This window comes from Spirosoma lituiforme (assembly GCF_054776635.1).
Window position 1 is genome coordinate 450876 of record NZ_BAAHBO010000004.1, and the last position, 24165, is coordinate 475040.

General features: G+C 49.8%; 20 protein-coding genes. 10 read left to right on the top strand and 10 right to left on the bottom strand.

Annotated features, from left to right (window positions below; genetic code table 11):
* The first annotated feature begins 102 nt into the window (after window positions 1-102).
* Window positions 103-687, top strand: a complete 585-nt coding sequence (locus tag ACYU87_RS17260) for a peptidylprolyl isomerase (protein ID WP_461135325.1) — start codon at window positions 103-105, stop codon at window positions 685-687.
* A 72-nt stretch (window positions 688-759) separates the two neighbouring features.
* On the opposite strand, the gene ACYU87_RS17265 is transcribed toward ACYU87_RS17260, so the two are convergent.
* Window positions 760-3861 (bottom strand): PVC-type heme-binding CxxCH protein, encoded by a 3102-nt coding sequence (locus ACYU87_RS17265; protein ID WP_461135326.1) that lies wholly within the window; start codon window positions 3859-3861, stop codon window positions 760-762.
* Window positions 3862-4275: 414 nt separating this feature from the next.
* On the opposite strand from ACYU87_RS17265, the gene ACYU87_RS17270 reads away from it, so the two are divergent.
* The 8 genes from ACYU87_RS17270 (at window position 4276) to ACYU87_RS17305 (ending at window position 10992) form a co-directional block, all read left to right on the top strand.
* Window positions 4276-4845 carry an RNA polymerase sigma factor gene (locus ACYU87_RS17270; protein ID WP_461135327.1) on the top strand — a complete coding sequence of 190 codons (570 nt, stop codon included), beginning with the start codon at window positions 4276-4278 and terminating at the stop codon, window positions 4843-4845.
* 14 nt (window positions 4846-4859) lie between these two features.
* The gene (locus tag ACYU87_RS17275) at window positions 4860-6440 is read left to right on the top strand and encodes a hypothetical protein (RefSeq protein ID WP_461135328.1); all 1581 of its coding nucleotides are present in this window, start codon (window positions 4860-4862) and stop codon (window positions 6438-6440) included.
* A gap of 12 nt (window positions 6441-6452) precedes the next feature.
* A complete protein-coding gene (locus tag ACYU87_RS17280; RefSeq protein ID WP_461135329.1) occupies window positions 6453-6926 on the top strand; it encodes a hypothetical protein in 474 nt (157 codons plus the stop codon).
* 28 nt (window positions 6927-6954) lie between these two features.
* Window positions 6955-8214: a serpin family protein gene (locus ACYU87_RS17285; protein ID WP_461135330.1), complete on the top strand. Its 1260-nt coding sequence runs from the start codon at window positions 6955-6957 to the stop codon at window positions 8212-8214.
* The gene (locus ACYU87_RS17290) at window positions 8211-8654 is read left to right on the top strand and encodes an META domain-containing protein (protein WP_461135331.1); all 444 of its coding nucleotides are present in this window, start codon (window positions 8211-8213) and stop codon (window positions 8652-8654) included. Before ACYU87_RS17285 ends, ACYU87_RS17290 begins: the two co-directional genes overlap by 4 nt.
* A 188-nt stretch (window positions 8655-8842) precedes the next feature.
* Entirely contained in the window at window positions 8843-10135 is a 1293-nt protein-coding gene (locus ACYU87_RS17295) for an LVIVD repeat-containing protein (RefSeq protein WP_461135332.1), read from the top strand.
* 8 nt (window positions 10136-10143) lie between these two features.
* Window positions 10144-10725, top strand: a complete 582-nt coding sequence (locus tag ACYU87_RS17300) for a hypothetical protein (protein ID WP_461135333.1) — start codon at window positions 10144-10146, stop codon at window positions 10723-10725.
* A gap of 69 nt (window positions 10726-10794) precedes the next feature.
* On the top strand, window positions 10795-10992 hold the full coding sequence (locus ACYU87_RS17305) for a hypothetical protein (RefSeq protein WP_461135334.1): 198 nt from the start codon (window positions 10795-10797) through the stop codon (window positions 10990-10992).
* 94 nt (window positions 10993-11086) lie between these two features.
* Here the strand turns inward: ACYU87_RS17305 and typA are convergent, their stop codons facing one another.
* Window positions 11087-12901: a translational GTPase TypA gene (gene typA / locus ACYU87_RS17310; protein ID WP_461135335.1), complete on the bottom strand. Its 1815-nt coding sequence runs from the start codon at window positions 12899-12901 to the stop codon at window positions 11087-11089.
* Between the two features lie 261 nt (window positions 12902-13162).
* Window positions 13163-13363 (bottom strand): hypothetical protein, encoded by a 201-nt coding sequence (locus ACYU87_RS17315; protein ID WP_461135336.1) that lies wholly within the window; start codon window positions 13361-13363, stop codon window positions 13163-13165.
* Window positions 13364-13431: 68 nt separating this feature from the next.
* Here ACYU87_RS17315 and ACYU87_RS17320 point away from each other — a divergent pair, with 68 nt between their 5' ends.
* The gene (locus tag ACYU87_RS17320) at window positions 13432-13863 is read left to right on the top strand and encodes a gamma-glutamylcyclotransferase family protein (RefSeq protein ID WP_461135337.1); all 432 of its coding nucleotides are present in this window, start codon (window positions 13432-13434) and stop codon (window positions 13861-13863) included.
* 83 nt (window positions 13864-13946) lie between these two features.
* On the opposite strand, the gene ACYU87_RS17325 is transcribed toward ACYU87_RS17320, so the two are convergent.
* The 7 genes from ACYU87_RS17325 to ACYU87_RS17355 form a co-directional block, all read right to left on the bottom strand.
* On the bottom strand, window positions 13947-14270 hold the full coding sequence (locus ACYU87_RS17325; protein WP_461135338.1) for a hypothetical protein: 324 nt from the start codon (window positions 14268-14270) through the stop codon (window positions 13947-13949).
* Between the two features lie 402 nt (window positions 14271-14672).
* Window positions 14673-15539 (bottom strand): dienelactone hydrolase family protein, encoded by an 867-nt coding sequence (locus ACYU87_RS17330; RefSeq protein ID WP_461135339.1) that lies wholly within the window; start codon window positions 15537-15539, stop codon window positions 14673-14675.
* Between the two features lie 59 nt (window positions 15540-15598).
* Window positions 15599-16879, bottom strand: a complete 1281-nt coding sequence (locus ACYU87_RS17335; RefSeq protein ID WP_461135340.1) for a metallophosphoesterase — start codon at window positions 16877-16879, stop codon at window positions 15599-15601.
* A 78-nt stretch (window positions 16880-16957) separates the two neighbouring features.
* Window positions 16958-20392, bottom strand: a complete 3435-nt coding sequence (locus ACYU87_RS17340) for an efflux RND transporter permease subunit (protein ID WP_461135341.1) — start codon at window positions 20390-20392, stop codon at window positions 16958-16960.
* A gap of 203 nt (window positions 20393-20595) precedes the next feature.
* Window positions 20596-21732, bottom strand: coding sequence for an efflux RND transporter periplasmic adaptor subunit (locus tag ACYU87_RS17345; protein WP_461135342.1), 1137 nt, complete (start codon window positions 21730-21732; stop codon window positions 20596-20598).
* A gap of 22 nt (window positions 21733-21754) precedes the next feature.
* Entirely contained in the window at window positions 21755-23416 is a 1662-nt protein-coding gene (locus tag ACYU87_RS17350; RefSeq protein ID WP_461135343.1) for a TolC family protein, read from the bottom strand.
* Window positions 23403-24029 (bottom strand): TetR/AcrR family transcriptional regulator, encoded by a 627-nt coding sequence (locus tag ACYU87_RS17355; RefSeq protein WP_461135344.1) that lies wholly within the window; start codon window positions 24027-24029, stop codon window positions 23403-23405. Before ACYU87_RS17355 ends, ACYU87_RS17350 begins: the two co-directional genes overlap by 14 nt.
* Between the last annotated feature and the right edge of the window lie 136 nt (window positions 24030-24165).

Here is a 24165-nt window from a genome sequence, read left to right on the forward strand (position 1 = left end):
TGAATGACGAGGAAGGGTTTAATCGACGTGCCGGACATTTTGCCCTGGGTTACGGTTCCTTGCCTATATTTAAGCGTATCATTCCCGTTTATCTCTATCACTATGGCGAACATTCTACTGGCTCTAATGTACCTTGTTACATTCTCGGCCCCACCCACACCACCGAAGACCTACCCAGTCGGGCAGATCAAAACAAACAAGGGAGAGGTTCTTTTCTGGCTATACAACGAAACGCCCAATCACAAAGCCAGTTTTATGAAGCTGGCCGACAAGGGATACTGGGACACCCTGACGTTCAACCGGGTCATCAATAATTTCGTGGCGCAGGGTGGCTGTCCTGATACACCAGCCGGATTTGCTGGTTCACCTTACCTGCTGAAACCCGAGTTCGTTCCAACGATCAGACACGTGTATGGAGCCGTTGGGGCCGGGCGTGATGATAATCCGCAGATGCTCTCGGCAGGTTGTCAGTTTTACATCGTTCAGAATCGGAAGGGACTCGCCCGTCTGGATGACAAATACACGGTGTTTGGTCAGGTTTTCAAGGGCATGGATGTAATCGACGCCATCGTTGCCGTTAAAACCGACTCTACCGATACACCCCTGTCTCCGATTAAGCTCGACGTAAATATCATTAACCTAACAGCGGCCGAGCTCAAAAAACAAGGGTACACGGTTAAGGAGTAGTTTGAGCTGGTGGGGGCAGGTTTGAGAACGCCAGCGGGCGACCGTCTGCCCCCACCAGAATACTAAGTGGCCTTACTGTTTCAACAGAAAAGCCGCCAAATCAGCAAGTTGCTGATTATTTAGCCCCATCGAAGCAGGGTCGGGCATGAGGCTGCTCTTGTACTGGCGACGAGACGAAATATCGTTGGTTGGAATGGCGTGCTTCTGGCCTTTTATTCCTTTTACAACGACCGCCTGCTCACCATCACTAACCAGAAAGCCGTAAAATGTCTGGCCTTTCTTGGTTGTAATCAGCCAGGGTTCATACCCAAAAGCGATAGCCGCACTCGGGTGAATAATCGCATCCAGCAAGCCATTTTTATCGAACTTCTGGTGAATTTTCGTTAACTCCGGACCAACATCGCTACCCTGCTGACCGTAGCGGTGACAGGTTGCGCAGTTGGCGCTAAACACTGTCCGGCCCGCTTTTTCACTACCCGATAGCATGGCAATCTGCGTAACGAGTGGGTCAGAACTGGTCGTGGCGCTGGGAGTAATTGCAACGGGTTTAGTAGGAGCGGGGTCAGCCGCAACGGGTTGAACAGCAACTAGCTGAACCGGTTTTGAAACGACGGCTGTTGTTTCGGCAACCAGTTGAACATCCTGTTTTGGTGAAAAATAGTCTTTCGCCATGACCCGGACGTTCTGATCCGGGTTTTTCAACATGGCTGGCGCGATGGATTTTATCAGTTTATCCGACAGCTTTTTGTCAGCAGCTAAGCCAACCAGAACCCGACCACCCTCTGAACTGCGGGCCATTTCCAGGGCGACCTTCCGCTTTTCAGCATCGGATTTGGACTCATCCAGCAGAATCTGCCGGTTAGCCAGCGTTTTCTGTTCGCTTGCAGACATCTTTGTCGGCATTAGTTCTTCCCAGTTCAGCAACTTGGCCCAGTCGTTATTCCTCCGAAAACCCATCCAGTAGGTTGCCTGATCGGCGACGTCTTTGTCAGCCGACTTGGATAAGTCGATCATGGCCAGCGCAGCAGGTTTACTCTTAATGAAACCAAGTGTCACAATAGCCTGTTTGCGGGCGTTGGCCGTAAGCGACGGACTTTCGGCACGCTTTTTCAGCAAGGCTACGGCCGATGGCGGATGCAGTTCCCAGATAATGTCGGCGGTTTTCTGATCCCATTTCGTTGGGTCTTCGGGCAGGGTCTGGCGAAGTTCCGAGAACAAGGCCTCTTCTTTTCCGTCGGCCGCTTCACCGAGCGCATCCAAATACCACCGATCCTGCCCATCATAGCCCTTCACCAGATTTATGAGCATGTATTTGCACTCATCGAACGGCACATCACGCAGGGCAATAGCTACCTCACGACGAACAGCGGCACTCCGATCGACACTTAGGTTTCCCATCAGCGGTAACAGCGCCCGTTGGGAAGCGGTCAGGGCCGGAATGGATTTGGCGTTTTCGGGGGTGATGCTCCGTAGAGCCCGCAAAGCCGTAACCCGGACGGATGCATCGACAGCCTTCAGCAATCGTTCGACTTCGAACTGCCCCTCGGCACCCAGTTGGGCCAGCAAAAAGATAGCCCGCGAGCGATGGTACGGATTTGGCGAGGCCAGCAACGCCATAACGGGCTCCACCGCTTTTTCGCCCTGTTCGGCAAGGGCCTCGAAGCCAAGCATCCGGACGTTTACGGCGGGGTTTAGGAGGGCGGCAATTTGCCCCTGCGTTGTTCGTAGATCTATTTTGGGTGTTTTCAGTTTTTTACCTTTCGGCGTGATGCAGTAAATACGACCATAGCCTTTGGTATCCTTCATTTGATGCCCGCCTACCACCGGATCATACCAGTCAGCTATGTAGATAGCCCCATCGGTACCCACGGTTATATCGCTGGGGCGGAACCACTTGCGCGGATCGTTCGCGACCATATTCCATGTATAATTGGCGTCTACTTCAGGCAACGTGCTGATGAAATCAGTGCGGGCCAGTCGAAAGCCTGCACCCACGGGTTCGGGCTTGTAGCTAAAAATAACATTCCGCCCCGCTTCGGCGCTTAGCAGCATACCCCGGTATTGCGGTCCCAGTTCATCGCCTTCGTACATAACTAGTCCTGTAGGCGAACCGGCTCCCGTAATATCGCCAGCAGGCATAACACCAGGATCTTCCTGATGCCAGTGAGCCACAGGAACCGATTGACCCGGCCGTTGATCGCCCTGCCAGTAGCGGGTACCGTCGCTGCTGAAATACCCGGCGTTGGCTCCTTCCATCAGAAAGCTGGTGCGGCAGGCCATTACCTGGTCGTCGTTGTCGTTCTGCCACATAGTACCATACGAATCGAGCGCGGTTTCGTAGCTGTTACGAAAGTTATGGGCCATTACTTTCAGGTTTGACCCGTCGGCATCGATGCGCAAAGCCAGACCACCCGTCCAGACACGCCCATCGTCGCTTACTTGGTTGCCGTGGTTCCGTTTATTGTAAGGGCTTCCGCCCACGAACAGGCTCCCTGAGCGCAGTGTCCAGCCATCCTTGTCCGTTACCGTGTGTGGACCGGCGTTTCCAACGTTGAAGTAGTATTTACCGTCGGGACCAGCAACGGCCGCATGAAGCGAGTGATCGTGATCCAGTCCCCCGAATCCGGCCAGCATAATCTCTTTCTTATCGGACTTGTCGTCGCCGTTTTCGTCCGTATAAACGATCAGATTGGGCGAACAGGATACGATAACTTTGTTGCCAATTACGGCAATACCCAGGGGCGACACCAACTCCGGATCGGTCACGAACACCTTGCTCTCATCCGCTTTCCCGTCTCCGTTGGTGTCTTCCAGAATAACAATGCGTTCTCCATCGGGTTGATCCCGGTCTGGCGAGTTAAGTGCGGCCTTATTGTTAAATTTTCGGTAATGAACGGCCTCCGTAACCCACACCCGCCCTCTGGCATCTACGTCCATACTGGTCGGGTTGTACACCATGGGCGATTCTGCCCAGAGCGTTGCTTCGAGGTCGTTGGGCAGATAAAGCTTGTTCGAATCGGTATCGACAACGATGCGTTGCTGCCGGGTCGGTTCATAATTGGGAGAAGATCCCACAAACTGGTCGTCTGGCCCAAACGTGGTACCCGCTATGTATAAAAAACCAAGTGTTGTTAAGGCAATTGGAAAAGGATTCAGCGAAAAAATTGACTTCATGATTTTTATCAAACATTCATTTGTACCCTATGATCCAGAGCGGGTCCACTGACTAACTAACCAAACAAACGACGGATGGTCTTATTATTATTCATATAACTTTCCAATGCAGACAGCCCATGACCACGACTCGATCTGTTGGACGAACTCTCTGTGAATGAGTAACAGCCGTTTTCCAACGGGTTATAAGAACAACTTATTAGGCTCTCAAAGATACATATCTGCAAAGTATCCAACATTAATGACATAAAAACTCCTGCTACCCTTTTCCATGTCGATGGAAGTGGCAGATGCGTTAATACTGAGTGAACGATACAGTCGCTGACGAGGTAGCCATAGAGCGTTACGAAATTTTTTTCAGAAGACTTGCAACGGTTTAACGATAGATGAGGTCATGGAGAAGTCAACGTTGCTATGCAGGATGAATACGAATTAGTTGAAGGGTGCCGACGGCAGGACCGAATTGTGCAGCGACAGCTCTATGAGCGGTTTGCCGGGAAGCTCTTTGTTGTTTGCAAACGATACATCCGTGACCCCGACGAAGCGGAAGACATTTTGCAGGATGCCTTTGTAAAGATTTACCGGCACATCGACTCATTTCGGTTCGAGTGCCCCCTGGAAGCCTGGTTAAAACGGATCGTTATAAATACAGCTCTAAAAGCCATACGTAAACAGAAGCCGTGGGAAAACACCGCCGATGTACAGGAACTGGCCCCTATGTTACCGCAAGCTGACGAAAGTTTGCCCGCCCTGAACTACCAATACCTGTTGCAACTGATTCAGGAACTGCCCCCCGGTTGTCGGGCCGTTTTTAATCTGTACGCGATCGAGGGATACAATCATCCAGAAATTGCCGAGATGCTCGATATAGCTGAGGGAACCTCCAAATCGCAGTATTCCAGAGCAAGGGGTCTTTTACAACAAAAAATACAAGCTGACAAACGGTTGGCCGATGGGCAGTCCGCCCAGGGCCGCCCACGTTGAACGACAATACTGAAATGGATGAATTAGAGAAAAACTTACCCGACGAATTTTGGCGGAAGACCTTCGAAGAAGCGTCCGAAATGCCGCCACCACGCGTCTGGTCCAGCATTGAGCAGCATCTGGATGAGTCTGGCGGGCCGAAGGTTTTGCCGCTCTGGGGAACAGGACTGGCCTCGTCGCGGCCGTTACTATGGGGGTCAGGTATTGCGGCTGCAGTAGCGTTACTTCTTGTTGGCTGGTGGGCCCTGAATACCCCGTCGGCGACACGACCGCTGGCCCAGGTGCACTCCCTGAACCGGACCAATGAGGTAGCGGATGCTCGTCGCCAGCCGTCAGCAGCAAGTGCGGCCTTATCGAAAAACAATGTTCACCGCGTTCAGAACGAAGCAGTTGCTGCGGTAAAAACCCGGTCGCTAACGAAGTATGTTCACCCGATTGGTGGTCTGAGCAATCGCCAGGCAACGACCAACGACGCACAGGCACTCGTTGCTCAGGCAGAATCGAGATCTGATCGTAGATTTAATTCGGCAGACGCCTTACAAGCGATGGTAGATGCCTCAGTAGCCATGCACAAGGCAGAGAATCCGAAAGCGAGTTTCTCATCAATGACAACGGCATCTTATGCACCGGCTAGTCGCTCATCCACGACTAACAGCACAGTAAGTCAGAACGCCGTCGCGGCTATTGTCCTTTTCGATAAGCTGAATGGTAAGCCATTACGCATGCGTAGGCCTGGTTCCATTCAGCGGATTGTCTGGGTCAGACCGGTAGACGCCATGAACGAACCCGAGATCAGTAAATCGAAGCGGCAGCCAAGAGAATTGTGGGCATCGGTGAGCATGATGCCGGGCTCGTTTAACCCAATGGTATCGGTCCGGTCCGTACAATCGTCTTTTTCAAATACAGCGCTGGCTCAGGCGAATGTAGCTACCCAGCCAGCGGTCAATAGCCGGGCGAATTATTCGGTAGCTTATCAGGCGGGGGCGGGTGTGCAGCTAACAGAACGCTGGTCGGTTGAGTCGGGTATCGGTTATTTATCAGGACACGCCACTGTCGAGACGCCGGGACAACCGTTGGCAATGGGTCAGATGGATATAGTAGCCAATCGGAACTCAACGAGCGGTAATGCCTACGTCGATGCCCTTCGCAACAGTTCGCAAAACAGTAAGTCAGCCAGCAACGCCCCTCAGGTCAACTACAACAGTGTAGCCTCGTACGCGCCCGTATCGAATCAGAATCTGCAAACGATCAATAATGACTACCAGTACGTTCAGGTGCCCGTTCAGGTGGGTTATCAGTTACGGCCGCGCAAGAAATTGAGCATGGCCGTAATTGGGGGCTTGTTGACCAACATCTTCGTTAAGAATACCGTTGGTGACGCGCTGGTTGTGACGAACAACGATGGTGTTTATCGCCCGGTTTCCTTAGCCGCCACCATGGGGGCCCGCTTGCGGTATCGGCCATCGCGCCAATGGTCGGCTTCGCTGGCGGGTATGTATCAGCCTTCGCTGGAATCGAGCACGAAAGCCGATGCTCAGGTACAGGGCCATCCTACCGCTACGGGAATGAGCGTTGGGGTCGATTATCATTTTTAGCCGTTGACAACCATGAAACTGACGAGTATTATCTTCCTGTTCCTGATGATCATGGGCCGCTGCAATCCAACCCGCGTCTCGTCGGGCGAGCATACATCGGGCGATCCATTGACTATTCGTACCGGCACTTCGTTTGGCATGTGCGCTGGCTACTGCGTTAAAGAGTACGTCATCAACGGAGCAACGGTCGATCTGACCATGTTTAGCCGCGATAAAGCGCAGACGTCGCCCAAAAGCTGCCAGAGAACAATTGACCAGGCCAGCCGGGATTCATTGAATACGCTGGCCGATCTGGAAGCATTCAGTAAACAACCCGAAAGGCTGGGTTGCCCCGACTGCGCCGACGGCGGTGCTGAATACATTGAGCTACAACGCGGTGACCAGAAACATCGGGTAACGTTTGAGTATGGTCAAACGATTCCCGGTTTCGAATCGCTGGTCAGTGCGCTGCGTAGCCAACGCAAAGCCTTTGACGAATGCCCATAAGGCGTAGACAACTCAACGAACTATCCCTATGAAACGGACTCTTTTTTCCACATTGACGGCGGCTGCCCTTGGCACAATGCTAATGGCGATCAGTTGTAATACGGCACCGGTCGATCTTACGCCGGGAATAAATACACCCAGTGAGTTGCGGGTATCGGCTCCCTTTGCCGATCAAACAAACCAGTTCGCTTTTGATCTGGCAAAACAGGTAAATACCGAAGAAGGTCAGGCCAAAAATATAGTCATATCGCCCCTGAGCCTTCATGTTGCCCTGGGCATGATTCTTAATGGAGCCAATGGCCAAACGGCGCAGGAAATTCAGAAAACGCTGCACCTGGATACACAAACACTGGCCGAAGCCAATGCGACGTATAACAACCTGATGACAAATCTGCCTAAAGCTGACCCCAAGGTTACGCTTACACTGGCAAACTCAGTTTGGTACCGAAACACATTTTCGGTTGAGAACGCCTTCCAGGATTTGCTAAAACAGACGTTCTACGCTGAACTATCGGCGCAGGATTTTACCAACCCGGCCACCGTGAACACCATCAACAACTGGGCAAGTCAGAAAACGAACGGAAAAATTTCGAAGGTGATCGATCAGATACAGCCCGACAATGTCATGTTTTTGATGAATGCCTTATATGTCAAAGGAGATTGGCAAACCCGGTTCGACGCAACCAAAACCATTGACTCTCCCTTTAAGCTGGTGTCTGATGCCACGACTAATGTTCGCATGATGCGGCTTAATAGCCAGCTGAATCGCGCTTTTCGATCTACTTATACAGCCTTTGAGCTACCCTATGGCGCTGCTCGTACCGATGGGCCCGCTTACGTGATGACGGTGTTACTTCCTGCCCAAAGCACAACGGCTGATGCCGTTATTAATAACATGACCAGTTCCGAGTGGGCTCAGCTGCAAAAAGAAATGACGCCGGGCCTGTTCGATATTGGTTTGCCCAAGTTCACGCTCAATTACGAAATTAACCTGAACAAGGCACTCACAACAATGGGAATGCCGACGGCTTTTACGGATCGAGCCGATTTTACGAAGATCAATAGCAAAGGAGGCCTAACGCTGAGCTTTGTGAAACAAAACACGTTTGTGGCTGTAGATGAGCAAGGAACCGAAGCGGCCGCGGTCACAACGGGGGGTATTTCAACCACATCGGTACCACTGCCAACGCTCTGCGATCGACCCTTTGTTTTTGTGATTCATGAAAAGAGCACAGGAACCGTGTTATTTATCGGTAAAATTGCGGATCCAACTCAAACCAGTTCGTGAAAAATAGACCGATTGTTTTCTTGCTGATTCTGTTCCTGGCCAGTCAGTGTAGCCAGAAAGAAGCCATAGTAGCGCCGAAAATAGCAACCCTGATTGGCACCTGGCAACTCATCGATGCGAACTCCTCGTATGCCGTGACCCTGACGTTTGCGTATGATTCCGCAAACCCACCGCACGACATTACGCCCTTTCTGGCGAACGGTAAGGCAGCGGTAAACACCTACACGTTGCGGTTATTTGCCACCCTGGATGGCGTACTGGTCGCCGATAACCTGGCCAGCACGTATGTGTCAGGACCACCAGAAGCCATGGCGTTTGAACAGGCTTACCTGACAAATCTGAAGGCAGCGGTGCGGTATGACGTGACAAAAGACGATCATCTGCGCGTGTACCATGCCGGAGCGCAACCGCACGTGATGGAATACAAACGAATAAATTGAATGTGTAGGATTCCGAACGGTGGTTCACCGCTTCCGGAGATTCGCACCAACGGTAATAATTGCTAACTTTTTGTGTAAGATCAACATTGCCCGGCCGTAATCAGGACAGCCGGGCAATTTTTTGTACTGATTTACAACGCTTTCACGGTGTACAGACTCTTAATCACAAACCCTATCACATCGTGTCTATGAAATCGAACCGTCTACTACTTTTCTTCACGCTCCCGTTTTTATCGCTGGCGGGTTGCACCGACAACTGCCAGGAAATCCGAACCTACCGGCGATACTCTCCGGTTTCCTTTACGGCCAGTCAACTCAGGCAGGGCATTCAAGTTGTGCCGCCCCAGGCCTTGGTAAATCCAGGTAAGATTTACACCAAAGACCAGTACCTGTTCATCAATGAGTTGAAAGAAGGAATTCACATTATTGATAATCGTAATCCGTCGGCCCCGACACCCGTTGCTTTTGTTCGCATTCCGGGCAATGGGGATATGGCTATCCGCAATAATATCTTATATGCCGATAGCTACATGGACCTGGTGACATTTGACATCAGTAATCCATCCTCTATACAGGCCATCAACCGGGTGCAGAACGTATTTCCAAACGGCTCATTTGAGGGCGGCTGGTGGAGTTTTGACAACGCAAATCAGATGGTCTACGACCAGAAAGTCAGCTACGTAACCGAAACAACTGATACCAATTGTGAAGAAGGCGTTAATCCAAACAGGGGAGGCTGGGTAACGAATACATTCTTCAACGCGCAGGCAAGTTCAGCGGGGTCCGACAAAGCATCCGGAAGCTCAACGACAAATGGAGTGGCGGGGTCAATGGCCCGCTTTGCGCTCTACAGCGATTACCTCTACACGGTCAATCAGTCGACGATGCAACTGTTTGACATTAAAAACCCGGCTCAGCCAAAAGTTGGTAACGCCATACAAATGGGCTGGGGCATTGAGACGATTTTTCCGTACAAAGACAAGCTATTCATTGGTTCGCAGACGGGTATGTTCATTTACGACAACGCCAACCCGGAAAAACCCCAGCGTTTATCGGTGTTTCAGCATGCGCGTGTATGCGACCCAGTTGTGGTGCATGAGAACCTGGCCTACGTAACGCTACGTTCAGGTAATCAGTGCGGTGGATTTACTAACCAACTTGATGTCGTTGATGTCTCCGACCTGACGAATCCACGCCTGCTCAAGAGTTACCCAATGCGCAACCCGCACGGGCTGGGCGTTTCATACCCCAACTTGTTCATTTGCGAGGGTGTCTACGGCCTTAAATCGCTCGACGTGGCCGATGCTATGAATGTCAACGAATTGCAGCACATCGAGAATTTAAATGCGTATGACGTCATTCCACTGGAAAAATCGTTACTCCTAATTGGTAAAGATGGTTTCTATCAGTTCGACGCCAGTAACCCGCGTCAGCTGCGCCCGTTGAGTCATATCCCGATCAGTCGTCCATCCTATTACTAAGCATCAGTATGAAGCCACTTTATTTGTTGCTTGTAAGCCTGTTCGTTTTCGGGAACGTCCGGGCTCAATCCGGTTCTCATCCGCTCACGTACGTCAACTATACGGAAGTGGGCGGGCTGTTCGGTCGGGTAGCTTCCGGGTCATCGGCGGCCCAGCTTGTCGAAAACAAACTGAGCTTTACAGCGCAGACCTTCAATGGTGTTCAGGTAAGCCGACGGTTAGCTGTTGGTGGCCTGGTGGGTATTGACTGGTATAAAGCCGCGCTGGTTATGCCCGTTGGGGCCGGACTACGTTTCGATTTAGCCCGAAATCCTTACCGAAATGTTCGTGTACTGGCCATCGCCGATGCTGGTTATGGCTTCACCTGGCTTAACAAAAGTTCTACCGGTTACGAACTAAAGGGTGGATTAATGCTCAATCCGGGCCTAGCTTTGCGGGTCGGTAAGCCATCGACAAACGCCTTTTTGCTGTCAGTTAGTTACAAACGGCAAGTCGTTGACGTGCAAAAACCTCTTTTTGGCGCTGATATTCAACGGGATGAGCACAGAATCTACAATCGACTTTGTTTCAGAATAGGCGTCTCTTTTTGAAACAAATTTATTCAACATCAGTTATTAGCAGTTGTAGACACATCATTTATGAATTCTACTCAATACACTATGAAAAAAATTGCACTATCAGTTATCGGCGGTTCGCTGTTTGTAGCTGGTTATTACCATGTTCATCGGCATTCTGCTTTTGTGGATACCAAGCCGACACAAACAGCCCTTGAAACCTCTGCAAAACCGGCCACCACATTTCAGTTCAAATCGTTGCCTGCTTTTGCTTTCCGAACAGATAAGTACTTTACATTCTGAAGAGTAAACTAGTTTACCAACAAACAAAGCCCCGCCTGATTGCTCAAGCGGGGCTTCGTTTGTTATCGAAAAAGACTTGTCCGCTATTCGCGAATTAAGCCATTGCGAATTTGCTCTGATTGCGTTTACGCTCGTTTTCGTCAAGATAAATTTTACGAATCCGCATCGACTTAGGCGTTACTTCCAGGTATTCGTCCTTCTGGATGTACTCCATATTCTCTTCGAGAGAGAACGAGATCTTAGGCGCAATTTTTACGTTGTTATCCGAACCCGAAGCCCGCATGTTCGTCAATTGCTTCGCTGTTATTACGTTAACAACAATGTCATTCTGACGGTTGTGCTCACCAATTACCTGACCCGTATAAATTTCGTCGCCGGGTTCGATAAAGAACGATCCACGATCCTGAAGTTTATCGATCGAGTAAGCCGTAGCTGAACCGCTGGTCATCGAAATTAATGAACCATTGATCCGTTCCGGAATTGGTCCTTTGTATTCCTGGTATTCTTTGAACCGGTGGCTCATAACCGCTTCCCCGAAGGTTGCCGTCAGTACATTTGACCGCAGGCCGATCAGACCGCGCGATGGGATATCGAACTCCAGGTGTTGCAGATCGCCTTTCGGTTCCATGATCAGCAATTCACCCTTACGCTGGGTGGCTAACTCAATAACCTTACCGGCTGTTTCTTCCGGAACGTCAACCACGAGGGTTTCGATAGGCTCCAGTTTATGCCCGTTATCGTCTTCTTTGTACAATACCTGTGGCTGACCAACCTGCAGTTCATACCCTTCACGACGCATGGTTTCGATCAGAACGGACAAGTGAAGAATACCCCGACCATAAACCAGGAATCGGTCTTCGCTATCGGTCGTTTCTACACGTAACGCCAGATTCTTTTCAATTTCTTTGTAGAGCCGCTCACGCAGGTGGCGCGACGTAACGAACTTACCTTCTTTACCAAAGAAAGGCGAGTTGTTAATCGTGAACAACATATTCATGGTTGGCTCATCCACCGAGATGCGGGCCAGTGCTTCGGGTTGGTCAGCGTCGGTCAGCGTATCACCAATCTCGAATTCTTCAAGACCTGTAACCGCGCAGATATCGCCACATGCCACTTCACCTACTTTCAGTTTGCCGAGGCCTTCGAAAGTCTGTAACTCTTTGATTTTAACTTTTTTAACTGAACCATCCGCTTTTATAAGGGCCATGTTAGCTCCTTCTTTCAGCGTTCCGCGGTGTACCCGTCCGATAGCGATCCGGCCTACGAAGGCTGAATAATCCAACGACGTGATCTGCATTTGTGGCAGACCTTCGTTCATGGGGGCTGGTGGAATGTTGGCAACGATCGTGTCGAGCAGATACGTGATGTTATCGGTTGGGGTTTTCCAATCCGGACCCATCCAGCCCTGTTTCGACGAACCATAAACGGTTGGGAAATCCAATTGGTCTTCCGTAGCGCCAAGATTGAACATCAGATCGAAAACTTGCTCGTGTACTTCGTCAGGACGGCAGTTTTCCTTGTCGACTTTGTTTACGATAACGATTGGCTTCAGACCCAGTTGCAGGGCTTTGCCTAATACGAAACGAGTTTGTGGCATGGCCCCTTCAAAGGCATCAACCAGCAAACAAACGCCATCGGCCATTTTCAGAACCCGCTCAACTTCACCGCCAAAGTCACTGTGACCCGGTGTATCGATGATGTTGATTTTAACATCCTTGTAACGTACCGATACGTTTTTGGAAACGATTGTGATACCCCGTTCACGTTCGAGGTCATTGTTGTCCAGAATCAGGTCACCAAATTCCTGGTTATCCCGAAACAGTTTGGACGCGTGAATAATCTTGTCAACCAGGGTCGTTTTGCCGTGGTCAACGTGAGCGATGATTGCTATATTGCGAATTGATTGCATACAGATGTTGTCTGAACCAGGCCCAACCTGATTCGTTTGATTTTCATGATTTGATTGTATCTGTCTGAACCCTATTGTGAGCAATCATGAAAATCATGAAAAATCAAATAAATTCTACCAGTTTGTTGGAGCGGCTCAGATATTTCAAGCCGCAAAGGTACGAATTTTTACGCTGAAACACAGATTTTTACAAGTAATTTAACAAAAAAAGGCCCACTAAAGGGCCTGGTTATGATATTAGTACAATTTCTTAACAATTGCTTAATGATTCGGACAGCCACACCCGTTTTTCTTGCGAAAAAGGCCGGTATTGAAGAGTCCTCCGCGCTTGGGTTTATACCCTTTTCGCTTGCGCCCAATCGCCGTTTGCTCCGTTGGGGTTTTAGACGCCATCGTTTCCAGCGGCACGTTGATCAGCACCAGCGATGCCGCCATCAGTAGAATGATTTTTGTCCGTTTCATAACCCGTGCATTTCTTATCTAACGCCAAATACCCTACTTTCGTCGCGTGGCCGTCCATTTTTTATTAAATGACATACAATCCTGACTTTCTGATCGTTTACGGAACCCTCCGTCCTCCTTTCGACAATACATTTTCTCAATACCTGCGCCAACGGGGCCGCTACGTGGGAGAAGGCTCATTTACAGGACAGTCGTTCGATATGGGCAGCTACCCAGGTGCTGTTTACCAAGCCGATAGTGCGACCCACGTACATGGATCGGTTTTCGATATCAGTAACCAGAAAGAAGCCATTCTCACCTACCTCGATTACTATGAGGGCGTAGGTGATCAGTTCGAACAGCCGACAGAGTACATCAGAGCGATCGTTCCGGTTCAATTTAATGGAGATACGACTGATTGCTGGATCTATCTGTATAATTTACAGACAGACGATAAACCGCTTATTGACTCCGGCGATTATTCCATTCATATCGGCAAGCCTTTTAGCTGGCCCGCCTAACGGGCGTCTACGTTCCTGAAAACAGAAAGGGCAATATCATCTTTAAATGATATTGCCCTTTCTGTTTTCAACTATTTATGCGTTTATCTTGGTCCACGGGAGCGTCCACCACCGCTGAAGCCACCACCTCCGCTGCGACCACCATTATAGCCACCCCGGGGGCTCCCGCCATAATAGCGGGGTGCCGGCGAATAGTAGCGGGGCCGAACAACAACTGGAGGATTAACAATCACAGGGGGTCTGTAATAACCGTATGGCCTGTATCCGTAACCATAGTAAGGGCGTGCTCCGTAATAGCCGTTGTTATAGCCATAACCACCCGTACTTACATAAGAAGGTCCACAGCTAGTCATTAGTACAACTAACAAACCAGCCATCAGAAAGGGCAAACCTTTTATCGTTTTCATGATTTCCGTTTTTTACGATTGATGCATTAACTCACTACGTTTTATCGAGAAAGGCCACTAACCAATCTCACACACTCAACCTTTACTCACCAGCGACGGATATCACCAAACCTGTACTTGCTAGGCTCGCCCCAGATAAAGAAAGAAAATCTGGCGGAACCTGATAGCTTAGCAAGCCCGGATGGTCTTTCACTCAACTCTGTCATTTTCGCGGCTATAGCCGGTTTTCAACCGATTTGTTGGTTAGACAGATCACGGGCCGTAATGTTTAATTAAAACGAGCAAATACCGGTTAAAGTTTTATTAAGAACCCAATCGGCTGATACCCAAAAATGGCTGATAGATGCATGTTGCATCTATCAGCCATTTGTCCTATAACCGGTAAAAACTGGTACGTTTCTGCTATGCTTTCAGCTTGTTCTTCAGATAAGCCAGGGCCAGTTTGTAAGCGTCGGCAGCGGCTTCTTTGTTGTAAACGGGGTTGCTCGGGTTAGCAAAACCATGACCAGCGTCATACATTTTTACCGTTACCTTTTTACCAGCTTTGCCCATGTTTTCTTCGAACGTCTTGACCGACTCCGGCGTGATGCCTTTATCCTGACTACCAAAGAATCCAATTACATCGGTATCAAGCGTCTTCAGTTTTTCGATGTCCTGCTCTGGACGACCGTAGTACATCACGCAACCCTTCGCCTGTTTGCCTTCCAGCATGGCCGACTGAAGGGACAACATACCCCCAAAACACCAGCCAACACTGGCAAACTCAGCTTTAGGGCCTGCGTAGGCAATGGCTCCTTTCTGGATACTCATAAGCCGGTCTTTGCTGGCTGACTGCATCAGTTTACCTGCTTCGGCTGGCTCGGTAGCCACTTTGCCGTCGTACATATCAAGCGCCAATACATTTACGTCTTTGAGATCGTTGTAAAACGTTTCTGACTGTTTCTTGATATTATCGTTCAGGCCCCACCATTCCTGATAAACCAGGAGCCACTTGTTCGATGGCTTCGAGGCTTTTAACAGAAATCCGCTGGCTGGCTGACCATCCGGCGTCGAGAATTTGACCATCTCGCCCGCACCCGTGTAGGTAAAGGGTAGGGGAGCTTCGTGAAGGCGTTGGAAAGCAGGATCAGCAGCCATTGCCGACATGTCGTTCCCCGGCGAATCTGTCGTGTGGCAAAGTGGAATGGCTGTTTCCTGGGGCTGTGCTGATTTCAGATACGAAAACAGCGACATGAAAAAGGATAACCCGGTAATAAAGACGATTTTCATAGCGTATGTGATGATTTATCAATCAGTGTAACTGCATGGGTACGCAATTGGTTAGCCGATCAGGCCTGAACCAGTTCGAAAATTGTGATCTCCGGCAAAATTCCGACCCGGCCCGGATAGCCTATGTAGCCGTACCCACGGTTCACATACAAGCGCTGGTCACCTTCCTGGTACAATCCCGCCCACTGCTTGTAGAAATACTGAGCCGGGCTCCATTTCACATCGCCAAGATCGACGCCGAATTGAGCGCCATGTGTATGACCGCTAAACTGAACGTCGATGTCCGAATAGTTCGGCCGAACTTCGGCATCCCAGTGCGTAGGATCGTGAGACAATAGTAGTTTAACCGGGTATTCTTCGGTGCCTTTGTAGGCTTTTGCCAGATTACCCGCCCGCAAGGCAGCTGGTCCAAAACCGAGATTCTGAACGCCGATCAGCGCAATTTTATCGCCGTTCTGCTCCAGAATCTTATTTTCGTCCAGCATGATGTTCCAGCCCATTTGCTTGTGGGCAGCTATCACATTCAGTACGTTCTGACGCTCGGCCTGGGCGCTCGGCCACTGCACATACTTGCCATAGTCGTGATTACCCAGGGTCGAGTAAACACCCAAAGGCGCTTTTACTTTATTGAATATATCGATATAGCTGTTCACTTCATCGGCATGGCTGTTGACCAGATCACCGGTAAAAAACACCATATCGGGTTTCTGGCCGAGGAGCATGTCGACGCCACCTTTTACCGCCGTTTTATTGAAGAAGCTGCCCGAATGGATATCCGAAATCTGGGCAATAGTCATCCCGTTAAAACCGGAAGGCAGGTTCTTTAGCGGTAACTTAACACGCCGAATGCGGTAGTCATGCGCCCCCGACAGAATACCCCAGCTGAACCCTACCAGCGGAACGGCACCTATGACCAAAGCGGTTTTCATCAGAAAATCGGAGCGGGTAATGGTATCTGTAGCGGGCATGGTTTCACGGGTTGTATCCTGAACGGCTTCGCGAACTTCGGGCTTGTAGAAAAGCGAAACTACCCACCGAAAAAAGCGGCCAATATCATCGATCAGGATAACCAGCACGGCAAAGACCTTCGAAAAATAGGGAATAGCGATAAAGGCCCACAGAAACGTACGGGTAGTCCGGCTAATGGAGTCAGGGGGGAGTAGTTGCATAACGATGTACACCAGCAGCGAGATCGCGGAAAAGCCCCAGAAGGCAATAGCGATTATACGCTGTGTACTTTCTGTGGCCGACCGGCTAAGTGTTTTCACCGCCTGAAAAACATACCAGTCGATCAGCAGCAGAATAGCGGGGAGAATGAAAATTAGGGTAGTCCGATTCATACGTAAAAAGCGAAAGAGTGAACGAGCGGCTGATGCGTTTAACTCCCGCTCGTTCACTCCTTCACTCTTCAACAAAAATTATACTAATTCCTCTTCTAATTCTTCTTTACGTTCGAGGGCGGGATCTTTCTTCCCGAACCACTTCATCCGAATGCGTTCGTTAATCCAGTACATACAGGGCACGATAACGAGCGTCAGGACGGTTGAGAAGGTTAGCCCGAAAATGATTGTCCAGGCAAGAATGTTCCAGAATACCGAACTGTCACCACCGACGATTACGTGCGGATCGAAATTACGGAACAACCCAACAAAGTCGACGGTAATGCCCAGGGCCAGCGGAATCAGGCCCAGCACGGCTGCCGAAGCAGTCAGCAATACAGGCGTTAACCGAATACCACCCGCTTCGATAATGGCCTCACGCAATGGAACACCCCGTCCTCGTAATTCTTCAATGAATTCGATCAGCAGAATCCCGTTTTTCACCACAATACCGGCCAGGGCAATAATACCAACCCCCGACATAATGACCGAGAAGTCTTTGTGAAAGACAACGAACCCAAGCAATACGCCGATGAGTGAGAACAGGATCGTAACGAAAATGATCAGCGGCTTCACTACCGAGTTAAATTGCGTGGCCATGATCAGATAGATCAGCAGCATAGCGATACCAAAGGCCGATACGAGGAAGTTCATCGATTCCTGCTGGTCTTCCTGCTCGCCACCCATTTTGAGTGTATAACCGTTCGGCACCTCAATTTCCTTGATGACATTCTGAATCTGGGCTACGATCTCATTGGCATTGTAGCCGGGCACTACGTCCGAACTCAACGTAACGAGTCGTTCCTGGTTTTTCCGGTTGATCTGGCTGAAGGTTGTCGAGTAGCTGATGTTAGTAACCGATGTAATCGGAACCTGCCGCAGTTGCCCGCCCATAACCATATCCCGGTACACTACGTTTAGGCTCAGCAACCGGTCAATCTGACTCCGATCATCGGGTTTCAGACGAACCATGATTGGGTATTCATCTTTGGCATCCCGGAATTTAGACACTTCCGTACCAAACAGAGCGGTCCGGATGGCCATAGCGACCTGACCGGATGAAATACCTTCCCGCTCGGCTTTCTCCCGATCGATGTCGATAACAATTTCAGGCTTGTTAGTGATCAGATCCGACTTCAATTGGTCGATGCCTTTGATACCAGCCTGCGAAATTTTCTGGCGAACCTCCTTTTCCAGCTTTTTGAGTTCATCGAATTCTTCGCCCGCAATTTCAATCGCAATGGGTTTACCCGTTGGTGGTCCGTTCGATTCGCGTTCTACCGAAAGCTCGCTACCCGGTAAGCCGCTCACGGCCACCCGAACTTTACTCAATAGTGAATCGGTTGAAATACCATGACGCTCTTCATTCGGCTTGAACGCAATCGTAACTTTCGATTTCTGTGGCGTGGCCGAGCGGTCAGGATTCATCGGATCGCCCGCGTTTTTACCAACGTTGGAAATAACTGAGTTTACAATGTCCGTTGCTTTGTTATCGGCCAGTACCTTAAATACCCGCTTCTCGATAACTCTGGTCACCGAATCGGTTACGCGGGCATCGGTACCAATAGGCATTACGTTGTACACGTAGATGTAGTCCGGTTCACCGCTTGGGAAGAAGAGGACTTTCGGCTTGGCAATGCCCGTAATAATGAACGTCAGGATTAACAATCCAAAAGCGCCAACGATCGCCAGCACAGGCCGCCATCCGGTTAGTATCCACGAGATCAGCCGACGATACCCGTTTTTGAGCGCAGGCAACATCCGTTCCTGAAAAGGCACAATCAGTCTGGGTGTCAGCACATAGTGATTAAACACGTACAGAATGATGAACAGGACGAACAAATTACCGATGCCCCGGTCAATGACATAGCCAACACCCGCTAACACAGTCATGATCATAAGTGGTCGTTTGATTTCCTGGAAGCTTTGTTTGTCTTCGTGGTGATCATCTTCGTGCCGTTTCATGAACGTGACGGCAAAAACCGGGTTGATCACGTAAGCAACGAATAGCGAAGCAAACAGCGTCAGGATGAGCGTCAGGGGCAAAAACTTCATGAACTCACCCACAATACCCGGCCAGAACAAAAGAGGAAAGAATGGCGCAATGGTTGTCAGCGTACCCGACAATACCGGTACGAATACCTCACCGGCAGCCGCTTTTACCGCCTGCTTGATATCCCAGTCCTTGTTCTCATTGAAGAGTCGGTGGGAGTTTTCAATAACCACAATGGCATCATCGACAACGAGACCCAGACCGAGCAGGAAGGCGAAAAGTACCATCGTATTCAGGGTAAACGATGCACCCACAATGGGTCCTAATACGGGCATGAGTACAAACGCAACCAGGGCAGACAGAGGCACCGACAAACCGACGAAGATAGCGTCGCGAACCCCCATGAAGAACATGAGCACCAGTACGACGAAAATGAAACCGAGCACAACGGTGTTGATCAGGTCATTGACGTTCTCGCGCGTCCGTTCCGATTGGTCAGCCGTAATTTTAATATCCAGACCTGCCGGAAAACGAGTTTCCTTGTATTCTTCGATGGTTTTTTCGATGCGGTCAGCGGCCGAGATCAGGTTGGCACCAGCCCGTTTGATAACGTTCAGGGTAACCACCGATTTGTTGTTCAACCGGGCAAAATTCTGTTGTTCTTCAAAATTGTCGCTTACGTCGGCAATATCGCCCAGCTTAACGGTGGCGCCCGTAGCTGTGCGAATCTGCAGGTTTCGAAGCTGTGCAACGTCCGTAAATTCCCCTTTCACCCGCACGGTACGACGAACACCGTCAATCGGTAATTCACCACCTGATACGTTGATGTTTTCGCCCTGAATAGCCTGCTGAATATCCGAGAAAGCTAGTCCCGCCGACTGCATACGCGGCAGATCGACATTGATCTGAATTTCGCGTTCCAGCGCGCCGATAATATCGACCCGGCGGATTTCGGGCATTCCCTCGATCACATCCTGCAGATCTTCGGCATACTCTTTCAGTTGTTTCAGCGAAAAGTTACCGGCCATATTCACGTTCATGATCGGCATTTCGGAAAAGTCGACGTCCTGCGCAGTTGGGCCTGAATCAAGCTCTTGCGGCAGATCCGGCTTCGCTTTATCAATGGCGTCCCGAACGCGTTGTAACGCATCCGACGACTGCACATCGGGGTTAAACTCAACCAAAATAACCGACACATCCTGCAACGCATTCGATTTGATGCGTTTTACGCCCGAGATGGACTTTAGTTGCTTCTCGATCTGCTTATTGATCGTATTCTCGATATCGGCCGGCGCAGTACCCACGTAAACGGTGTTGATATACACCTGCGGCACCTTAATGTCCGGAAACTGCTCTTTAGGCAGGTTATTGTACACGAACAGCCCACCCAGTGTAATCAGGAAGGTGAAGATGTAAATCGCCGTTCGGTTCTCAACGCACCAGTTGGTGAATCCGAGGGTTTTGTACTGTTCAAATTTCATAAGTAAGATTTGTTAGTCACCTGTAGAGACGCAACCCTTTGCGTCTTAATCCTAATCCGCAACCCCTTGCGTCTGATTCTGATTTCAATTCACAATCCCTTGCCCCTGATTCAACTCGCTCTGATTCGCATCAGCTAGGCCATCCGGAAAGGAGACGCAAAGGGTTGCGAATTAAGATTAAGACGCAAAGGGTTGCGTCTCTACTAATAATTAATTGCCTGTCCGTCAACCAAATCCTGATAGCCAGCCGTAACAATCTGGTCACCCGCCTGCAAACCCTGCGTAACGGCGATCTGACCGCCATACGACTGACCCGTTTTTACGGTCCGCGCTTTTGCTACCTTTTTGCCGCCTTCATTTACGGCCACATACACCAACTGTCCATTCTCCGTGCTCTGGATCAGATTCTGGTTGATCACAATCGCATTGGCTTTCGTTTCGTCATTGATTTTAATACGAGCCAGCATATTCGGCTTCAGTGCATTGTCGGATGGGAGAGGAGCCTCGATCGTGAACGTCCGGCTCAGCGGATCAACAGTGGTGGCCACAAATGAAATATGCGAGTTCAGCGTCTTTTTCAAATCTGGAAATTCAATCAGCACTAGGTCACCTTTCCGAACACTACCCGAGTACGTATCAGATACTTTCGCAACCACTTTAAGCTGCGACAGATTAACAATCCGGACGAGTGGCATACCCGGTGCCGCCGACTGCCCGATTTTTACCATCACCTGATCAACAACTCCCGAAATGGGTGCCGTTACCGTCGACTGACTCAACTGCGCATTAAGCGTAGACATCCGGCGCTCCAGTGACTCTTTGTTGTTCTTAGCCTGCAAATACTGAATTTCTGTTCCGATCTGCTGTTTCCACAGAGATGCCTGCTTTTCGTAAATTGTATTGACAAGCGATAGCTGCGTTTTCAGTTCCGCCATCGACTCCCGTAGAAGCTGATCATCAACTTTTGCAATCGCCTGACCGGCCCGTACCTGATCGCCTTCTTTGACAAAAACCGTTGTAACAACCCCACCCGATTTGGGCGATACCTGTACGTTATTTTTCGCGTCGATCGTACCCTGCAACTCAACGAAATGTTTGAACGTAGAGGCCGATAGGGGAGACACCGATACATCTTTTACCCGCTCGTTTTCCTGATTCTTTGGCTCAAGCTTGGCCAGATCCGCTTCCAGCGTTTTGATTTTCGTTGTCAGTTCGGTTTGTTGTGCCTTTAGGGCGGTTAGTTCTTCCCGTTTACCTTGTGCATCTGACGCAGTCCGGTTTTTCTCCTGCGAACAAGCCGTTAATAGGCTTACCAGGGCAATTGCGTAATATACTTTCATGTTACTGCGTATGTTAAAGTTTTTAGTTTCCCACGTAGAGCCGACCGAGCGACCTGTCCTGATCAACTTTTGTGATTAAGAAATCATACAAGGATGAAAAATAGTTGGTTTGGGCTTCGCGGTAAGAGGCCTCAGCATTGAGTACTTCGATGCTGGAACCAACACCTTCTTTGTACTTGATTTGCGTTACCCGTACAATCTCCTGGGCCAGATCGCGGTTGCGCTGCTGGGTCTGGAGCGTTTGCAGACTATTTTTGAGGGTAATGCTCGACTGACGAATTTGCAGATCAATGGAGTTCCGGAGCAATTCGCCATTATTCTGTGCCTTTTGCAGGGTAATCCGCTTCTGAGCAATCTGGTTGCGCTTCTGAAAACCGTCGAATATGGGTACCTGCAAGCTTATGCCAATCGTCGCGAAATTGAACCAGGGATCTGTTACAAGTTGGCTGAATGCGTTTCGGCCGCTGTTATACCCGTAATTAGCAAACCCGGATGCTGATGGTAAATAGCCCTTCTGTGTTAATTCAATATCTTGCTCGGCCAGTTTAATCTGCGTCTCCAGAGTCGAATATTCAATCCGGCTTTGGTACTGAAACGTGGGGTCCGGTGAAATCAGGGGCCGTAGATCATCTGCGCTTCGGTCCAGCAGCCGCTCCGACAGCGTAATTTCGTCGTTGACCCCCAGACCCATCTGAAACTTCAACAGCGTGTAACTTAGCTCAATCAGGTTCTGAACATTCTGCCGCTCAGCGCGCAGATTATTTGCCTGTACTTCCAACCGTTGCACATCAAGTTTCTCAACGAAACCCTGCCGATTCAGCGCTCCCGTTTCGTTCAGCAGCGTATCGAGCCGACCAATGTTATAATCGAGCAATTTAGCCCGCTCCACCGCTACCAGCACGCCATAATAAGCCTTAGCGACCTGCTCAGCTACGGTCACTTTGGTTGATTGCAGGTTGCGTTGAGCCAGTTCCCGATAGGTAGCGGCCGCCCGCAAGCCAACATTCAGACTGGCGCTGTAAATAACCTGGTTCAGGTTGACGGAGGCATTACTTGAGTAAGCAACCCCAAACTGAACTGGCACCGCCGGTGCATCAGGAGAAGCATTCGGATTAAAAAATACCGCTGGCAAAAAAGCCCGCTGAATAATCAGGTTGTCGGTTAGTGACGCGCTGGCGGCTACTTGGGGCAGCCCCGACGCTTTGACTTCCCGAATACGGGCTTCAGCACTCACAGCATCCAGCTGACCATTGCGCACATTAACGTTCTTCTGTAGCGCAAAATCAATGGCTTCCTGTAGCGTGAAGGCTTGTCCGTTTCCCGTTTGACCTGAAGGTTTTAATCCCGTTGGTGCCAGCCCCAAACCCGAGTTGAATGAGGTAATAACATTGGGCTGAAGGTTTACCGGTCCTTCTGAGGGGCTAATTGATGGCGTTCCGCCCGTCGAATTAATCCCCGGCTGTGAAGGAATAGACGTGCCCGTACCGGGTGTTGTGCCCGGTTGAGCAACGATAGCGCCTGTACCGGCCGCTTGCTGCGCTCCTGGCTGCTGACCGCTTGCCGCAGCGCCCGTGGGTTGCTGCCCAACCGAAGGCTGTGTAGGCACTTGAGCTGACGCTCCCGTTCCCAGCCAGACAACAGGCATCCAGAGTGCTGCAATAAAAAGTATACTATTTGTTTTCATAAATAATTGGTTGTACTCCTTTGGTCAAAAACTGATTGTAAATGGTGAATCCTTCTTCAGTAAGCATGCCGCGTACGAAGTGATGCGTTAATTCTGACTGAATGGTATGCATTGAATACTGGTCTGTCGGGAAGATGTCGTCATCGAAAGCTAGCTCGACCTGTTCGACCCGGAGACGGGCTAAAATGGTTGGATTTATGTCCGAGCGGTAAAGCCCTTCCGCAACACCTTTTTGTATATTTTCAAGAATAGACTTCATTATCTGTTCTTCTTTATACTTCCTGAAAATGGCGAACGCCTGGGGATAGTATCGTTTTATGTCGATGATCAGATTCGGACTAACCTGATCCGCATTTTTCTGCATCATGCCCAGCACGCTGAGAAGTTCCTCAACCGGATTGGTGGTGTCAACGACCATACACTCCATAGCAAACTGATCTCTACCGATTTTATTCTCAATTACCTGATACAGTATCTGCTCTTTATCCGAAAAGTGCTGATAAATGGTCTTCTTGGATATGCCAAGTTTACGAGCAATATCCTCCATCGTTACCGAGCGAATACCATATTTCCAAAATAGCCGTTCGGCCTCCTCAAGAATCCTTTCCTTCATCAATGAATAGTACTTTTGCTTGATGAACTTCGGAAACTCAAATATAGTTCTCGGTTTCCAACCTATTTTTAATTAAGTGATGAACGGCTGGAATAAGGGCGTGAACCAACGCAAAAGCCCGACGAACCTAGACGGA

What these genes read in the sequence shown, in the direction of transcription:
- ACYU87_RS17305 (WP_461135334.1), top strand. Translation starts at nt 10,795, where the DNA reads ATGAAAAAAATTGCACTATCAGTTATCGGCGGTTCGCTGTTTGTAGCT.
- ACYU87_RS17295 (WP_461135332.1), top strand. Translation starts at nt 8,843, where the DNA reads ATGAAATCGAACCGTCTACTACTTTTCTTCACGCTCCCGTTTTTATCG.
- ACYU87_RS17265 (WP_461135326.1), bottom strand. Translation starts at nt 3,861, where the DNA reads ATGAAGTCAATTTTTTCGCTGAATCCTTTTCCAATTGCCTTAACAACA.
- ACYU87_RS17315 (WP_461135336.1), bottom strand. Translation starts at nt 13,363, where the DNA reads ATGAAACGGACAAAAATCATTCTACTGATGGCGGCATCGCTGGTGCTG.
- ACYU87_RS17335 (WP_461135340.1), bottom strand. Translation starts at nt 16,879, where the DNA reads ATGAATCGGACTACCCTAATTTTCATTCTCCCCGCTATTCTGCTGCTG.
- ACYU87_RS17345 (WP_461135342.1), bottom strand. Translation starts at nt 21,732, where the DNA reads ATGAAAGTATATTACGCAATTGCCCTGGTAAGCCTATTAACGGCTTGT.
- ACYU87_RS17355 (WP_461135344.1), bottom strand. Translation starts at nt 24,029, where the DNA reads ATGAAGGAAAGGATTCTTGAGGAGGCCGAACGGCTATTTTGGAAATAT.
- ACYU87_RS17260 (WP_461135325.1), top strand. Translation starts at nt 103, where the DNA reads ATGGCGAACATTCTACTGGCTCTAATGTACCTTGTTACATTCTCGGCC.
- ACYU87_RS17300 (WP_461135333.1), top strand. Translation starts at nt 10,144, where the DNA reads ATGAAGCCACTTTATTTGTTGCTTGTAAGCCTGTTCGTTTTCGGGAAC.
- typA (WP_461135335.1), bottom strand. Translation starts at nt 12,901, where the DNA reads ATGCAATCAATTCGCAATATAGCAATCATCGCTCACGTTGACCACGGC.
- ACYU87_RS17350 (WP_461135343.1), bottom strand. Translation starts at nt 23,416, where the DNA reads ATGAAAACAAATAGTATACTTTTTATTGCAGCACTCTGGATGCCTGTT.
- ACYU87_RS17340 (WP_461135341.1), bottom strand. Translation starts at nt 20,392, where the DNA reads ATGAAATTTGAACAGTACAAAACCCTCGGATTCACCAACTGGTGCGTT.
- ACYU87_RS17270 (WP_461135327.1), top strand. Translation starts at nt 4,276, where the DNA reads ATGCAGGATGAATACGAATTAGTTGAAGGGTGCCGACGGCAGGACCGA.
- ACYU87_RS17330 (WP_461135339.1), bottom strand. Translation starts at nt 15,539, where the DNA reads ATGAAAATCGTCTTTATTACCGGGTTATCCTTTTTCATGTCGCTGTTT.
- ACYU87_RS17280 (WP_461135329.1), top strand. Translation starts at nt 6,453, where the DNA reads ATGAAACTGACGAGTATTATCTTCCTGTTCCTGATGATCATGGGCCGC.
- ACYU87_RS17320 (WP_461135337.1), top strand. Translation starts at nt 13,432, where the DNA reads ATGACATACAATCCTGACTTTCTGATCGTTTACGGAACCCTCCGTCCT.
- ACYU87_RS17275 (WP_461135328.1), top strand. Translation starts at nt 4,860, where the DNA reads ATGGATGAATTAGAGAAAAACTTACCCGACGAATTTTGGCGGAAGACC.
- ACYU87_RS17325 (WP_461135338.1), bottom strand. Translation starts at nt 14,270, where the DNA reads ATGAAAACGATAAAAGGTTTGCCCTTTCTGATGGCTGGTTTGTTAGTT.
- ACYU87_RS17285 (WP_461135330.1), top strand. Translation starts at nt 6,955, where the DNA reads ATGAAACGGACTCTTTTTTCCACATTGACGGCGGCTGCCCTTGGCACA.